This window comes from Pseudomonas sp. FSL W5-0299, from assembly GCF_005930655.1.
Taxonomy (GTDB): Bacteria; Pseudomonadota; Gammaproteobacteria; order Pseudomonadales; family Pseudomonadaceae; genus Aquipseudomonas; species Aquipseudomonas mandelii.
The window spans coordinates 21,349-36,647 of record NZ_RXHX01000030.1 but is presented as its reverse complement, the minus strand read 5'-3'; the positions used below and the strand labels follow the sequence as shown (position 1 = coordinate 36,647).

Here is a 15,299-nt window from a genome sequence, read left to right as displayed (position 1 = left end):
TGTACATCGTTTTGGGTAGTCTCGGTGAGCATCGCTGCTCTAGAATCACCCGCACTGGTTAGCGAACGGTGTTCATCTAAAGCAATTTTTTATTTGCGATATGTCGGAAAAGTGCTTTTTTTAAAGAGTTTTTTCCCTAAAGTTGGTAATCCGGTTTCCTCTGGCTGTGAGAAGGGCTTTTTCCTTCAACATCTGACGACTTTCACAGAGGACGGCGCGAGTGATATTCCAGTAATCTCACTGACCTCGCGAGGCATGAGCGCTCTGCTCGGCTCAGGATTTCAACCCGGGTCTTACGGCAACACTTCGGCATGGCCGCTTTTTTCTGCTGTGCGCTTTTTCTGCGTGCGGCATCATTTTCAGATGTGGGGATGTTTCCTTGGCAGTAAGTAATCTCGATATGCATGCTTTGTTCGTGCTGGGTGATTTGCGCGCAAAGCTGGTTAAACAGTTTCAGTCACGTTTCGTTTACATCACCGAACAGAACGCTGAAGGCATTTACATTGCCGAGATCGACACCGAAGAGGCGCTGGTGGTCGACGACAAGCCAGGGCTGAAGCTCAAGGTCGGCGATCATTTCAGCGCTTCGGTTCTGCCCAGTCGTGAAGGCGGTAAGCTCGACATCAAGTTCCGTGAAATCAAACTGACGGTTTACGGGCTGGGCGATTACGCCTTTGTCACCACCGCGGAGGGTCACGCGATCGTGTTCAAGGAAGGCCATAGCGTGGTGATGGTCTTCGCCGCGCACCAGCAGCTGCAGGAAGGCCTGACCAAAACCCTGAAAGCCGTGACCGCCAAAGCCGCGAAGTGGCGCAAAGGCGAACTGATCACGTTCAAGGCCAGCGAGTAATGACCCTGACCCGCGCCGACTTCCACGAACAGAACCAGGCCAGTGCGCACCTCGAAGCCCGACGGCTGTTCGAGCACAAGGCTGTTCTGCAGGGAGCCTGGCTGACGTGGGTGGCGTCACAGATTTACACGCTGCGCCCGGCGGCTTACGCCAGCATGGTCAGAAGAGAGCTGGCAGGCTTGCAGGAAACTTCCGAAAATTAAATCGCCCCTCTCGAAAGCAGGAACCTCTACTACAGTCAGTTGACTGAGTATTCAGAGGCTTGCGGTCTTCTGTCAGGCCATCCTGCTATTTGCTGTGAACAGCACGAGGTGCAAAAGCATGAAAGGATTTCGACGGTTGTTGGTTGGTGCACTGGCCGCATTGGGTGTATTGAGTTCACCCATTCCGGTATCCGCTGCCCAGGCGCCGATCCATTTTGCCGACCTGAACTGGGAAAGTGGCAGCCTGATCACCGACATCCTGCGGATCATCGTCGAGAAGGGCTACGGCCTGCCGACCGACACCTTGCCCGGGACCACCATTACCCTGGAAACCGCCTTGGCCAACAATGACATTCAGGTCATTGGCGAAGAGTGGGCCGGTCGCAGCCCGGTCTGGGTCAAGGCTGAAGCCGAGGGCAAGGTCGTGAGCCTGGGCGACACGGTCAAGGGTGCCACTGAAGGCTGGTGGGTGCCGGAATACGTGATCAAGGGCGACCCGGCCAAGGGCATCAAGCCACTGGCGCCAGATCTGCGCAGTGTCAGCGACCTGCCCAAGTACAAGGATGTGTTCAGCGATCCGGAAAGCCCGGGCAAGGGACGCTTCCTCAACAGTCCGATTGGCTGGACATCGGAAGTGGTGAACAAGCAGAAACTCACGGCTTATGGCCTGAACGACAGCTATGTGAATTTCCGCAGCGGTTCCGGGGCGGCGCTGGATGCAGAGATCAGTTCGTCGATCCGTCGTGGCAAGCCTGTGCTGTTTTATTACTGGTCACCGACGCCGTTGCTTGGGCGCTTCAAGCTGATTCAGCTGGAGGAACCGCCCTTTGATGCCGAAGCCTGGAAAACCCTGACGGACGCTGATAATCCTAATCCGAAACCGACTCGCTCGCTGGCCTCGAAGCTGTCGATTGGCGTGTCCACACCTTTTCAAAAGCAGTATCCGCAGATTGCCGATTTCTTCAGCAAGGTCGATTTTCCGATCGCCCCCTTGAACAAGGCACTGGCCCAAATGAGCGAAAAACATACCCCGCCACGGCAAGCGGCGGAGGCGTTCATGAAGGCGCACCCAGAGGTATGGCAGGCGTGGGTGCCGAAGGATGTGGCGGATAAAGTCTCCGCCAGTCTCCAGTGACTATTGTGGTGAGGGAGCAAGCTCCCTCGCCACAAGACATGTGCAGGGTTAAAAACGCGTTTGCACCGCAAGCTCAAACGTACGCGGTGTTCCGAGGTAATACGCCGGCGATACATGCGCAAACTCGGCATACACCTCATTGGTCAGATTTCGCACTCGGCCGGTGACGGTGGTATGGCGGTCGACCTCGTAACGGAGAAACGTGCCGTAGAGCGTGTACGACGGCACCGTCATGGTGTTGGCGCTGTCGGCAAACACTGAGGCCACATAGCGCGCATCGACACCCCCTTGCCACTGCGGTGCGAAGTCATAGGTCAGCCACACATTGCCGACCCGGTCCGGCACATTGGTCGGCGTGTTGCCCTTGCGTGATACCACCACGCCCGCCGCATTTTTCTCGGTGAACGCGTCGTACTGTGCGTCAACCCACGCGAAGTTGCCCTCGGCCAACAGCTTGTCGGTGATTTGCAACGAACTGGCCAATTCAATCCCCTTCGACGTCTGCTGACCCACTGGAATGCTGAGGGTCGGGTCCAGCGGATCGGTCACTGCGAAATCCTTGCGCTCAATCGTGTACGCCGCCACCGTTGCCGAACCGCGCCCGTCCAGATAATCGAACTTGCTGCCGACTTCCCATTGCTTGCCGGTGGACACGTCGAAATCCTGCGTGCCGTTGGGTTGTTCGGCAGCGGTGCTGTATTGCACGTAGACGTTGGCGGAGGGAATGAACTGGTAGGTCAGGCCGAGCCTTCCCGTCACCGGCTCCCAGCTGCGTTTCAAATGGCGGGGATTGCTGGCGGTCACTTGCCGGTGATTGGTCACGTTCAGGTCGATATCGTCGTAACGCAGGCCGGTCAGCAACGCCAGTTTGTCGGTCAACGCCAGGCGGTTTTCGGCGAACAGGGCTTTGGTGGTGACCTCGTTGGTCTTGTCGCTGACAAATCCCGGTCGGGTGCCGGGAATGTCGTAGAAGTGCCCCGGCTGGAAGTTATTCGGGTCAACGGTGCTTGCGCCTTTGACGTTCAACGGCGAGTTGGTGGTCTGGTTGACCTTGTACTCGAAACCGCCAGACCAGGTGGTCTCCAGACCCAATAGCGTGTTGTCGTGGCGCAGTTCGAACTGGTTGCCGTTCTGTTCGCCCTGATGCCGGACCTGATACGCCGTGGAGCGATTCACCGCGCTGTTGTCGGCGTTGTACTGATAGGTTTCCAGGTTGCGGTAATCGCGCTGGCTGTCGAGGTGGTAAAGCGTGTTGCGCAGGGTGGTGCTGTCGGTGATCCGGTAGTCGATGATCGAGCGAGCCCAGATCGTGCGCTGCTCGTAACGCCCGTCTTCAACGTTGTAATTGTTGAAACGATTGTGTTTGTCGATTTTCAGCTCGCCCGCCTTGGGATTGAGCACGGGTGTGCCCCAGTAAGGACTGTCTTCGTGTTCGTCCTGGTATTCCAGCGCGAGGGTGTGGGACAGGTTGGGCGTCAGGTCGCTGAGCAGCGAAAACGCGACACTCCAGGCATCGCGCTCCTGGCGGTCGATGTAGCCATTGCCGGTGTTGTGGCTGACGTCGAGGCGCGCGTAGTGCTGCACATCATCCCCGGCCTCGCTGAGTGCGTGGTTAAGACCGAACGCGGTCTCGGTCGTGTCATAAGTCCCGTAACCGGCACGACCTTCGACCGCTTGCTCTTCTCGGGTCGCAAGTTTGGTCACGTAGTTCAATGAGCCACCCACGGAGCCGGCGCCATTGATCAGCGACGACGGGCCACCCACCAGTTCGACCCGATCGTATATCCATGCATCCACTGGCCGGGCGAGGCCGCCAGAGATGTTGATGCCATTGAACATCTGTGTGATCTGACCGCTGGTGAAACCGCGGTAGGAAATGAACCCGCCGAAACCCGGCGGTGCGCTGGCGTTGACACCCGGCAAGGTGTTGGCGGCGTCCTGGAAGTTTTGCGCGCCGTGGCGCTCGATGTCGTGGCGGTTGGCGATGGCGACTGATGCCGGGGTTTCCCGCACGCTCAGGCCCAGACGCGAGGCCATGCCGCTGGACTGATCGAGGCTCAGCCCTGGCTCGGTCGTCGCTTCGCCATCAATGGTAATCGGTGCGAGGTCGACGGTGGATTGCGCCCATGCGTTAACAGACAGGCAGCCGCACAGGCTGGCCAGCAAAGGGCTTACTAACAAAGCAGCATGTTTCATCGATGAATCCTGAATTCCTGGCTAAGAAACAGCGCACGGGCGAACGCCACGCGTTGGCGCAGTGGGCTGATCGGGAAAGGCGAAGAAATTCAGGCGACAGGCGGAGCGCGAGGATTGGCCGAGGGCCAGGTGAAACGGGCGGGGAGGTCAGCGTTGGCGATGACAGCCAGAGGCGGGCTGTGCTGCTCCGGGAGTATCGCCAGGGTCAGGCTGGAGTTGAGCGCCGGGCCCATGCCGCCGGTGGAACACAGCGGGCAACCAAAGGCTTTGGACAGGGTCGGCAGGTTGTCGTCCGAGGAGTTCGAGGAAACTGGCGCCTGAGTCGCCGGATCAACCGAACAGAACGGGCCGCCGATGCCGTTGAGCTGCATCCCGACCATTTGCCCGTGTCCGATACTGCAGGCGAACACATTGAACAGGACGCAGCAATAAAGCATCCATGCCATCAATGTGCGATCAGTTCGGGCGAGTTTCATGGAGCGGCACTTTATCATCGTCGATGACGAATACCCTTACAAAATCGTTCAATGAAGTTCATCCTGCTGCGACATTTCACGCTGGATGTCTGAACATGAGCCTATTGATCGCGCAATGGATGGCTGCCATCTTCCTGTTGATCAGCCTGATCCACCTGTACTGGGCGGCAGGCGGCAAGTTAGGTAGCGAGGCGGCGGTCCCGCGAATATCGCCAGAAGGGGGCGGGGAATCCAGGCCGGCGTTCAAGCCGTCGGGGTTTGCCACGTTGCTGGTCGCGGTGGGATTGCTGTTGATCGCGATGCTGGTATGCCTGCGGGTCGGCCTGTATTTGCCGACGGTGCATCACTGGTCGCTGCAATGGGTAATCAGCGCCATTGCGATGCTGATGTTTGCCCGGGCAATCGGCGATTCGAATCTGGTCGGGTTTTTCAAGCAGGTCAAGGATTCGAAGTTTGCCCGACTCGACACCTGGGCTTATTCGCCGCTGTGTGTGGTGTTGGGGGCCGGGTTGTTGGCTGTTGCCTGGATCTGAAAAGCTTCGCGGGCAAGCCTCGCTCCTACAGGTTTTGGGTCGATCACACGTTGGTGATTTCCCACGATCCTGTAGGAGCGAGGCTTGCCCGCGAAGAGGCCCTGACATCCAACACAAATCTTCCGAACTAACTCCCGCTTTCTGTGCGCCGACTACTCACCTCAGCCGGCACATCATCCCCCGCCATGCGCTTGCGAAACAGCGCCGCCCGCGCCAGCAGCAATGTGGTCACCGGCACCGTAATCGACAACAGGATCGGAATCAGCCAGGCATGCAGCACCGGCCCGGACTTTAGCGCCGAAAAATATATGATCGAGGCCAGCGCCACACACCACGCCCCCAAGGTCGAGGCCAGTGCCGGCGGGTGCATACGCTGGAAGTAATCCTTCATCCGCACCAGGCCAATGGCGCCGATCAGCGCAAACAGACTGCCGAGCACCAGCAGGATCGCCACGGGTATTTCAACCCACAGAGACAGTTCCGCGTTCATTCGATCACCTCGCCACGCAGCAGGAATTTGGCCAGGGCAAACGAGCCGACGAAGCCGAACAGGGCGATCAGCAGCGCCGCCTCGAAGTAAGTGTCACTGGCATACCGAATGCCAAGCGCCAGCATCATCAGCATCGCGATGATGTACAGGTAGTCCAGTGCCAGAACCCGGTCCTGGGCCGACGGGCCTTTGAACAGGCGAATCAGGGTCAGGATCATCGCCAGCGAAAAGATGAACAGGCTCAGCAGGATCGCGTTCGACAGCAATTCGCTCATTCGAAGATCTCCATCAAGGGGCGCTCGTAGGTCGCCTTGAAGTGTTCGATAAACAGCGTTTCATCCTCCAGATCGAACACGTGCAGCAACAGAATGCTGCGGTCCAGCGCCAGTTCCGACCAGACCGTCCCGGGGACCACCGTGCAGATCATCGACAGTGCCGCGAGGCCGTTGGCATCGCGCAAGTCCAGCGGGACCTTGATGAAGCGCGAGCGCGGTGGACGGCGACCGGCATTGAGCACGCCCCAGGCCACGACGAGGTTGGACACCAGCACGTCACGACCGACCAGGAAGAACAAACGCAGGATCACCCCCGGTCGACGAATGCGGATCGGCAGCGGCCGCAGCTTGCGCATCATCAGCGGCGCGCAGAACCCCAGCACCGCGCCCAGCAACAGGTTGCCGGGGCTTATCGACAGGTTCAGCACCAGCCACAACAGCCACAATGCCAGGGACAACCAGGGTGCCGGAAACAGACGCTTCATGGCTGCACCTCCAGCATCGCCGCCCTGGCTTCCGGGCTCGGCACCACACGCGTGCCCAGTACCGCCATCACGTATTGCTGCGGATTGTTCAAGGCATCAGCGGCCGCCTGGGTGTAGCGCATCAGGGGTTCGGCCTTGAAGGTCAGCGCAACACTCAGCCCCAGCAGGACGATGATCGGCACGCACTCGAAGCGTCGCAGCAACGGTGATGGCCGTTCTTCGGGTGTCCAGAAACGCTGGATGCCCAGCCGCGAGAAGGCAATCAACGACGCCAGCCCGGACAGGATCAGCAACGCCAGCAAGCCCCACGCCGCGTTCGATATCGGCACATCGGTGCTATTGCCCAACCCCGACGGGTTGAGCAGGGCACTCAACAGGCTGAGTTTGCCGATAAACCCGGACAACGGCGGCATGCCGATAATCAGCAGCGAGCAGGCAATGAAGCTCAAGCCGAGGAAGGCCATGGTCCAGGGAATCACCTGGCCGACCACGGCTTTCTGTTCGTCATCGAGGTTGATGCCTTTGGGCGGTTGCAGGGATTCCATCGGCCGTGGAAGCAGGTCGCCGTCGTCGAACAGCGGCATTTCATTGGCCGAACGGGAGCGCTCGATCAGCTCGGCCAACAGGAACAACGCGCTCAATGCCAGGGTCGAGCTGACCAGATAGAACAGCGCCGCGCCGATCAGGTTCGGCTGGGCAAAGCCGATGGCCGACAGCAGAATCCCCGCCGACACCAGAATGCTCAGACTGGCCATGCGTTCCAGTCGTTGTGCGGCGAGGATTGCCACGCCGGCACAGACGATGGTCGCCATGCCGCCGTAAATCAGCCAGTCGCCACCAAAGTACGCCGACGCCCCGGCCTGGCCGGAGAACAACAAGGTCCACAAGCGCAGCAAGGTGTAGACGCCGACCTTGGTCATGATCGCGAACATCGCCGCCACCGGTGCGCTGGCGGCGGAATAGGCCGGCACCAGCCAGAAGTTCAGCGGCCACATCCCTGCCTTGGCCAGGAACGCCACCGCGAGAATCCCCGCGCCGGCGTGCAGCAGGCCGCGATCGGCTTCCGGCACCAGCGGGATTTTCAGCGCCAGGTCGGCCATGTTCAGCGTGCCGGTGACGCCATAAATCAGCGCCGCGCCAATCAGGAACAGCGACGACGCCAGCAGGTTGATCGAGATGTAATGCAAGCCCGAGGACACCCGCGCCCGGCCCGAACCGTGGAGCATCAGGCCGTAGGAGGCCGCCAGCAGCACTTCGAAAAACACGAACAGGTTGAACAGATCCGCCGTCAGGAACGCGCCGTAAAGGCCCATCATCTGAATCTGGAACAGTGCGTGGAAACTCGAACCGGCGCCGTCCCAACGGGCCATGGCGAACAGCAAGGCACTGACGCCGATGATCCCGGTCAGCACCAGCATCAACGCCGACAGGCGATCGACCACCAGCACGATTCCGAACGGCACCTGCCAGTTGCCCGGCAGGTAGACGCCGATCGAACCGGGCACACCAGTGGTTTGCGTCCATTGCAGCAACAGCACGGAAATCCCCAGGCCCAGCAGGCTGGAGAACAGGTTGATCTTGGCTTTCAACGGGCGGTGTTTCTCGCCGAGCATCAGCATGAGGGCGGCGGTCAGCAGCGGCAGCAGAATCGGTGCGGCGATCAGGTGCGTCATCGCATTCATTCTTTAGGCTCCCGGCCATCGACGTGGTCGGTTCCGGTCAAGCCACGCGAGGCCAGCAACACCACCAGAAACAGCGCGGTCATGGCGAAGCTGATCACGATGGCGGTCAGCACCAGCGCTTGCGGCAAGGGGTCGGTGTAATGCAGCAAGTCCTGGGGCACGCCGTCCTTGATGATCGGCTCCTTGCCGATGAACAAGCTGCCCATGCTGAAGATGAACAGGTTGACGCCGTAGGACAGCAGGCACAGGCCCATCACCACCTGAAACGTCCGTGGCCGCAGGATCAGCCAGACGCCGGACGCGGCGAGCACGCCGATGGCGATTGCGATGACTTCTTCCATCAGACGGCTCCTTTGGTGGCGACGGATCTGGGCAGGGCAGCGGTCTTGTGACCCCGGACCGATTGGTGAGCGATGGCGGTGAGGATCAACAGCGTCGACCCGACCACCACCGCGTACACGCCGATATCAAAGAACAGCGCACTGGCGATGTGAATGTCGCCCAGCACCGGCAGTTCAAAATGCCAGGTGTGGGTGGTCAGGAACGGATACCCGACTGCCATCGCGCCGAGCCCGGTGATCGTGGCGAACAACAGGCCGGTGCCCATCCAGCGCAGCGGTCGCAGGCTCATTTGTGCTTCGACCCACTGGGTGCCGGCAACCATGTATTGCAGGATGAAGGCGACCGACATCACCAGCCCGGCGACAAAGCCGCCACCCGGTTGATTGTGTCCGCGCATGAACAGGTAGAAGGACACCACCACGGCAATCGGCAGCAGCAGGCGCACCAGCACCGCCGGGACCATCATGAAACCGAGCGCGGTGTCGCTGGCATGGCGCGGGTTGACCAGATCGGTGACGACGTCGGGCGCCAGCAGGCGTTGCTGAGCCGGCAATTGCAGGCTTTCTTTCGGCGGGCGGAAGCGGCGCAGCAGGGCGAAGACGGTCAGGGCCACGGCGGCCAGCACAGTTATTTCACCGAGGGTATCGAAACCACGGAAGTCCACCAGCATCACGTTGACCACGTTGCTGCCGCCGCCTTCGGGTAGAGCGCGACTGAGGTAGAACGAGGAAATATGGTTGGGCGTCTGGCGCGTCAGCATCGCGTAGGCCAGCAACGCCATGCCGCCACCGACGACACTCGACAGCAGCAAGTCGCGGATCCGGCGGATGCGCGCCTTGCGCAGGGTGCTCGGCAGGGGCGACACCTCTTCGATCCGCCGTGGCAACCAGCGCAGACCGAGGAGGATCAGCACCGTAGTCACCACTTCCACGACCAGTTGCGTCAATGCCAGGTCCGGGGCCGAGAACCAGACAAAGGTGACGCAGGTCATCAAGCCGCAGACGCTGACCATGGTCAGGGCCGCGAGCCGGTGATACTTGGCCTGCCACGCCGCGCCGAGGGCACAGGCAATCGCCAGCAGCCACAAGGTCACGAACACGATCGAGCCCGGAATCTTCGGCCGGTCACCCCAGCTCAGGCTGCTGTGCAGCATCGGAATCAATCCGGCGAACACCGCCGCGAGGACCACCAGGAACAATTGCGTTTGCAGACGCTTGGTGCTGATTCGCCGCTCCAGCCGACGGGCCAGGCGCATCATGACCACCAGGCTGCGTTCGAACAGGCGCTTGCCGTTGAAACGCCCAATGATCGGCGGGTATTTGAAACGCCCGCGCTTGAGCTGATTGCGCAGCAGCAGGTAGAGCACGATGCCGCAGGACATGGCGATCAGGCTCATGATCATCGGCGCGTTCCAGCCGTGCCAGATCGCCAGGCTGTACTCCGGCAAGGTGCCGCCCACCACCGGCAGGGCCGCAGCGGACAGCAACGGGCCGACCACTTGCGCCGGGAAAATCCCCACGACCAGACAGGCGAACACCAGCAACTCCACCGGCGCGCGCATCCAGCGTGGCGGTTCGTGCGGGGTGTGGGGCAGGTCGGTGGCGGTCGGGCCGAAGAACACGTCAACGGTGAAGCGCAGCGAGTAGGCGACGCTGAAAGTACCGGCGATGGTCGCTACGATTGGCAAGGTCATCTCGACCCAGGCCGTGGCGTTGATGAACACGGTTTCGGCGAAGAACATCTCTTTGGACAGGAAGCCGTTGAGCAGCGGTACACCGGCCATCGAGGCACTGGCGACCATGGCCAGGGTAGCGGTGAACGGGATCAGCTTGATCAGGCCGCTGAGCTTGCGGATGTCACGGGTGCCGCTTTCATGGTCAATGATCCCGGCGGCCATGAACAGCGAGGCCTTGAACGTGGCGTGGTTGAGGATGTGAAACACGGCGGCCACGGCGGCCAGCGGACTGTTAAGTCCCAACAACAAGGTGATCAGGCCGAGGTGGCTGATGGTCGAGTAGGCCAGCAAACCCTTGAGGTCGTTCTGGAACATCGCGCAGTACGCGCCAAGCAACAGGGTGCAAGCCCCTGCGCCGCTGACGATGTAGAACCATTCTTCACTGCCGGACAACGACGGCCAGAGCCGAGCGAGCAGAAACACCCCGGCCTTGACCATGGTCGCCGAGTGCAGATAAGCCGAAACCGGTGTCGGCGCCGCCATCGCGTGGGGCAGCCAGAAGTGGAAGGGGAATTGCGCACTTTTGCTCAGGGCGCCGATCAGGATCAGGGGCAGCAGGATAGGGTAGAGGTGATGCGCGCGAATCAGGTCGCCGGCGGCCAGGACCTTGTCCAGGTCATAGCTGCCGACCACATGGCCGAGCAGCATCACCCCCGCCAGCAAGCACAAACCGCCCGCGCCGGTGACCATCAGCGCCATATAGGCGCCGCGTCGCGCATCGGCGCGGTGGTGCCAATAGCCGATCAACAGGAATGAAAAGAGGCTGGTCAGCTCCCAGAAAAACACGATCTGGATAAGGTTGCCGGAGATCACCAACCCGAGCATCGCCCCCATGAACGCCAGGAAAAACGCAAAGAAACGCGGCACCGGATCGTCCGGCGACATGTAATAGCGGGCGTATAAAGAAACCAGCGTGCCGATGCCCAGCACCAGCATCGAGAACAGCCAGGCGAAGCCGTCCATGCGCAGGACGAAGTTCAGGCCCAGGCTGGGCAGCCAGAAAAATTCTTCACGAATGACGCCGCCATCGGCGATTTGCGGGTACAAGAGGGCAACCTGGACGGTGCCAATCAAAGCCACCAGGCCAGCCAGTAAAGATTCGGTATTACGCGCGTTGTGTGGCAGCAAAGCCGCCAGACAGCTGCCGATAAAAGGCAGAAGCAGTAGAACTATCAGGGACATAGGCTTCTAATCTGCGGAAGTTTGTGAAGCATCATACGTGCCAGCTCTCGGATCACCAAACGCCAAGCTGTCGCAGAATCCTTCAAGGTAGACGGGAAAAGCCGGGTTTACAGTGTTGCGAAGGACTGTTTTAGCAGGTCCGGCCCCTTCGCGGGCAAGCCTCGCTCCTACGGGGTTTGTGTCGTTCGCAAGTTCGGGTATCGACACAAAACCCGTAGGAGCGAGGCTTGCCCGCGAAGGCAATCCGCCAGGCACTGAAAATCTTAAAGCTTAACCTTGGGTTTCCCGTTCCAACTCTTCTTCGGTCGCAGCTGCCTTACCCTTGGTCTTCAACTCACTCACTATCACCGCCGCCACAATTAACCCCGCACCCACCAGAGCAATCGCCGGCAACCGCTCCCCGGCGATCCGCCCGACAATCCCGGCCCACACCGGCTCGCCCGCATAGATCAACGTCGCCCGAGTCGGCGATACGCTCTTCTGCGCCCAGTTCATCGCCACCTGGATTGCCGCGCTCGCGGCGCCCAGGCCCAGTGCACTGCACAGCAACAACCACGAGAAATCCGGAATCACTTCCTGGGTCGGCACCACCATCAGGAACGCCAGCACCGACGTGGTCGCCAGTTGCACCACCGTCACCCGGCGCACATCGACCTGACCGGCATAGGTGCTGATCAGAATGATCTCTGCCGCAATCGCGACCGCGCTGATGAGCGTGGCGATTTCACCGGGGCTGAAATTAAAGGAAGTGCCCGCAGGCCCGGACAGCAACATCAACCCGGTAAACGCCAGCATGATCCCGATGCTCGGCATCAGCCCCGGACGCCGCCCCAGCACCAGCCATTGCAGCAACGGCACGAAGGGCACGTACAACGCGGTAATAAACGCCGACTGACTGCTGGGAATACTTTGCAAACCCACGGTCTGCAAGCCGTAACCGAGCATGATCGCCACGCCGATAAAGGCACCTGCCTTGAGTTCGAACAGGGTCAGGTCCCGTAGGTGACGCCAGGAGAACAACGCAACAATGATCGCCGCCGCAGCAAAGCGCAGGCCGACAAAAAACATCGGCCCGCTGACGGTCATAGCATGCTGCACCAGCAGGAATGTCCCGCCCCAGACCATGGTGATCAGCACCAGCACGCACTCGGCCTTGCTGAGCCGAGAGAAACGGGGAGAAGTGTGAGAGGGGTTCACAGACGTCATGACCTTGCGCGCTACCTGAGGGCGACGCACAATGCGTCGAATGTTGCGCAGTATACTGCCCAACCCCACCGAGTGAGCAATATAGTGCACAAAGATTCTACCCCGCGGGCTTCGGTCCTCCAGCACGTCAGCCAGAACGTCCGACGCCTGCGCCATGCCGCCGACATGAGCCAGACCGCGCTGGCCGAAAAGTCCGGAGTTAGCCGCCGCATGCTGGTGGCCATCGAGGCTGGCGAGAAAAACGTCAGCCTGACCACCCTCGACCGCGTGGCCGAAGCGCTGGACGTGGCGTTCAGTGATTTGATCCAGGCGCCGGATGCCCGAGATCCGAGCCGTATCAACGAAGTGGCCTGGGCCGGTACGATCCCCGGGAGCAAAGCCGTTCTGCTGTCCAAAGCCACCGCTACCCGCGAAGTGGAGCAATGGGAGTGGTGCCTGCAACCAGGAGAAATCTACCCCTCGCAACCGGATGCCGAGGGCTGGAGTGAGCAGATCTTTGTATTTGAAGGTTGCCTGACCTTGATGCTGGGCGACACGCCGCATGAGATCGCCGCCGGCGAGTTCTACATGTTCCCCAGCAACCAGCCGCACGCCTACCGCAATGATGGGGTTGTGGCGACGCGGTTTGTGCGAAACGTGGTGATTTGACTGCGGACTATCGCTCAGCGGAAACGATGAGCTACCTGATCGCCATCGGCCGGGCGCTGATGACACGTCCTACTTTGGTACTGCTTGATGAACCCTCCATGGGTTTGGCGCCTATTATCGTCCCGGAGATTGTCGAGATCGTCGCGCAACTCAATCGTGCCGAGCAGGTGAGCTTCCTGATTGCCGAGCAAAACATTAACGTGGCACTCGACTACGCATCGACGGCCTACACCCTCGATACAGGCCGAGTCGTTGCTGGCGCGGGGCGACCTGCCCGGTTTCCATTCAGGTAAACATTGACCAGTGAGAACGCCATGACTCAAACCCAGCGCGCACAGGCGACCGACGCCATCCGCCACGCGGACATCCTGATCGTCGGCGGCGGCCTCAGCGGCGCGATGCTGGCGGCGCAGCTGTTGCGATTGCCTGGCAAGCGTTCGGTGCTGGTGATCGAGCCGCGCGCGGAACTCGGGCGGGGCGAGGCGTACAGCGCGGTCGAGCTGGGCCATACGCTCAACGGCAACGCTGCGCGCATGAGCGTTGACCCGGACAACGCTGACGACCTGACCCAATGGCTTACCGAACACATCGCGGCCGGTGGCTGGCCGGAGTCCGATGAGCAGCATGTGCCGATCAGTGAGTTGTTCCCGCCCCGGGGCCTGTTCGGGGTGTACGTGCAGCAGCGCTTGGCGCAAGCGCAGGCGGTGGGGGCGGTGGACGGTTCGACGGTCGAGCACGTGCGGGCCGAGGTGGTCGATCTGCAAATCGGGGATGATTCGGTATGGCTGACCTTGAGTGACGGGCAACGCTTGCAAGGCGCTTACGCGGTGCTGGCCACGGGGATGTTTCCCGCTGCGCGCACCCCGCAGACCGAATCCAGCGGTTTGAACGCTGCGGCGCTGGATCCTTGGGATGTCGCGGCCATGCGCCGGCTGGACCCGCAGTCGACGGTGTTGATCATCGGTTCGGGCCTGACCATGGTCGATGCCGTGGTGTCGTTGGAGCAGGCCGGGCATCGTGGCCCGATTGAAGTGTTTTCCCGGCACGGCTTGCTGCCGCACGTGCGTCGGCAGCCGCCGGCCTGGGTGGATTTTCTCGCTGAGGATCAGAGCATTCGCACCCCTCGACAGCTGGTGCGCGAACTGCGTCGGCATTGCCGGGACGCCCTCGCTCAAGGCATCGACTGGCAGGCGCCGCTCGATACCGTGCGGGCGCACATCGGCCGGTTGTGGAATCAGGCGACGGACGTGCAGCGCCGACAGTTTGTGCGGCATGTGCGGCCCTGGTGGGAAAGTCATCACCACCGCTCGCCACCGTTGAGTGCCGAGTTGGTGGCGCGGCTGCACAAGGAAGGGCGGTTGCGGATCCAGGCGGCGTCGTTCAAAGGGCTGGAATCGACGGTCGAGGGGCAAGTGAGCATTCGCATCCGTCGACGCGGTGAGGTGGAAACCACCGTGGTCAGCGGCGCAGCGTTGATCAATTCCAGCGGCATCGAATACGACTGGCGTCGGGTGGCCCGACCGCTGCCGCAACAACTGCTGGCGCGCGGATTGATTCGCCCGGGGCCATTGGCGTTGGGGATTGCGGCGGCGGTTGACGGTGCCGTGCTGGATGCCGACGGACAGGTCGCCCAACGCCTGTTCGCCATGGGCCCGCCGTTGCGCGGCATGTGGTGGGAAAGCACGGCCGTCACCGACGTCGCCAGTCAGGCCAAAGCCCTCGCCGACCGGCTGGCCCGGTCGCTGTAGCCGCCGTCGAGCTTGCGTTCGGCTGCACAGTCAGTGCAACTTCAGGTGCTTTGCACTATCCCATTCTGCTGCGGTCGTAAACTTCACAGAGCGGCGCATCACTGCGCCGCTGC

16 protein-coding genes and 1 pseudogene are annotated in these 15,299 nt (G+C 61.1%); 8 read left to right on the top strand and 9 right to left on the bottom strand.

Annotation, left to right across the window (positions count from 1 at the left end; genetic code table 11):
- The first annotated feature begins 24 nt into the window (after positions 1-24).
- The 4 genes from FHL16_RS34135 to FHL16_RS26275 all read left to right on the top strand — a co-directional run bounded on the left by FHL16_RS34135 (position 25) and on the right by FHL16_RS26275 (position 2,188).
- Entirely contained in the window at positions 25-393 is a 369-nt protein-coding gene (locus tag FHL16_RS34135; RefSeq protein ID WP_146012942.1) for a hypothetical protein, read from the top strand.
- Complete coding sequence (locus FHL16_RS26285; RefSeq protein ID WP_042932119.1) at positions 380-850, top strand: hypothetical protein; 471 nt, start codon at positions 380-382, stop codon at positions 848-850. The genes FHL16_RS34135 and FHL16_RS26285 overlap by 14 nt, the downstream gene beginning before the upstream one ends.
- Complete coding sequence (locus FHL16_RS26280; protein ID WP_077749717.1) at positions 850-1,053, top strand: hypothetical protein; 204 nt, start codon at positions 850-852, stop codon at positions 1,051-1,053. Before FHL16_RS26285 ends, FHL16_RS26280 begins: the two co-directional genes overlap by 1 nt.
- Before the next feature lie 118 nt (positions 1,054-1,171).
- A complete protein-coding gene (locus tag FHL16_RS26275; protein ID WP_077749716.1) occupies positions 1,172-2,188 on the top strand; it encodes an ABC transporter substrate-binding protein in 1,017 nt (338 codons plus the stop codon).
- Positions 2,189-2,236: 48 nt separating this feature from the next.
- On the opposite strand, the gene FHL16_RS26270 is transcribed toward FHL16_RS26275, so the two are convergent.
- Together FHL16_RS26270 and FHL16_RS26265 are read right to left on the bottom strand one after the other, a co-directional pair.
- A complete protein-coding gene (locus FHL16_RS26270; RefSeq protein ID WP_077749715.1) occupies positions 2,237-4,384 on the bottom strand; it encodes a TonB-dependent receptor in 2,148 nt (715 codons plus the stop codon).
- A gap of 89 nt (positions 4,385-4,473) precedes the next feature.
- Complete coding sequence (locus FHL16_RS26265; protein ID WP_077749714.1) at positions 4,474-4,860, bottom strand: DUF2946 domain-containing protein; 387 nt, start codon at positions 4,858-4,860, stop codon at positions 4,474-4,476.
- Positions 4,861-4,955: 95 nt separating this feature from the next.
- Here FHL16_RS26265 and FHL16_RS26260 point away from each other — a divergent pair, with 95 nt between their 5' ends.
- Entirely contained in the window at positions 4,956-5,393 is a 438-nt protein-coding gene (locus tag FHL16_RS26260) for a DUF3995 domain-containing protein (RefSeq protein ID WP_077749713.1), read from the top strand.
- Between the two features lie 127 nt (positions 5,394-5,520).
- Here the strand turns inward: FHL16_RS26260 and FHL16_RS26255 are convergent, their stop codons facing one another.
- From FHL16_RS26255 to FHL16_RS26225, 7 genes are all read right to left on the bottom strand, one after another.
- On the bottom strand, positions 5,521-5,883 hold the full coding sequence (locus FHL16_RS26255; RefSeq protein WP_010459660.1) for a Na+/H+ antiporter subunit G: 363 nt from the start codon (positions 5,881-5,883) through the stop codon (positions 5,521-5,523).
- Positions 5,880-6,158, bottom strand: a complete 279-nt coding sequence (locus tag FHL16_RS26250; protein ID WP_007935991.1) for a K+/H+ antiporter subunit F — start codon at positions 6,156-6,158, stop codon at positions 5,880-5,882. Before FHL16_RS26250 ends, FHL16_RS26255 begins: the two co-directional genes overlap by 4 nt.
- Positions 6,155-6,643 carry a Na+/H+ antiporter subunit E gene (locus FHL16_RS26245; protein WP_010459665.1) on the bottom strand — a complete coding sequence of 163 codons (489 nt, stop codon included), beginning with the start codon at positions 6,641-6,643 and terminating at the stop codon, positions 6,155-6,157. The genes FHL16_RS26250 and FHL16_RS26245 overlap by 4 nt, the downstream gene beginning before the upstream one ends.
- Entirely contained in the window at positions 6,640-8,325 is a 1,686-nt protein-coding gene (locus FHL16_RS26240; RefSeq protein ID WP_077749712.1) for a monovalent cation/H+ antiporter subunit D, read from the bottom strand. Before FHL16_RS26240 ends, FHL16_RS26245 begins: the two co-directional genes overlap by 4 nt.
- Entirely contained in the window at positions 8,322-8,666 is a 345-nt protein-coding gene (locus FHL16_RS26235) for a Na+/H+ antiporter subunit C (protein WP_007986256.1), read from the bottom strand. The genes FHL16_RS26240 and FHL16_RS26235 overlap by 4 nt, the downstream gene beginning before the upstream one ends.
- Positions 8,666-11,584 (bottom strand): monovalent cation/H+ antiporter subunit A, encoded by a 2,919-nt coding sequence (locus FHL16_RS26230; protein ID WP_077749711.1) that lies wholly within the window; start codon positions 11,582-11,584, stop codon positions 8,666-8,668. The genes FHL16_RS26235 and FHL16_RS26230 overlap by 1 nt, the downstream gene beginning before the upstream one ends.
- Before the next feature lie 270 nt (positions 11,585-11,854).
- Positions 11,855-12,880 (bottom strand): DMT family transporter, encoded by a 1,026-nt coding sequence (locus FHL16_RS26225; RefSeq protein ID WP_077749710.1) that lies wholly within the window; start codon positions 12,878-12,880, stop codon positions 11,855-11,857.
- Between FHL16_RS26225 and FHL16_RS26220 the strand changes: the two genes are divergently transcribed.
- The 3 genes and pseudogenes from FHL16_RS26220 to FHL16_RS26210 all read left to right on the top strand — a co-directional run bounded on the left by FHL16_RS26220 (position 12,875) and on the right by FHL16_RS26210 (position 15,186).
- Entirely contained in the window at positions 12,875-13,438 is a 564-nt protein-coding gene (locus FHL16_RS26220; protein WP_077749709.1) for a helix-turn-helix domain-containing protein, read from the top strand. The genes FHL16_RS26225 and FHL16_RS26220 overlap by 6 nt on opposite strands.
- Before the next feature lie 35 nt (positions 13,439-13,473).
- Positions 13,474-13,738: pseudogene (locus FHL16_RS26215) on the top strand (ABC transporter ATP-binding protein); the annotation flags it as partial.
- Between the two features lie 14 nt (positions 13,739-13,752).
- Positions 13,753-15,186 carry an FAD/NAD(P)-binding protein gene (locus tag FHL16_RS26210; RefSeq protein WP_077749708.1) on the top strand — a complete coding sequence of 478 codons (1,434 nt, stop codon included), beginning with the start codon at positions 13,753-13,755 and terminating at the stop codon, positions 15,184-15,186.
- Positions 15,187-15,299: the final 113 nt, after the last annotated feature.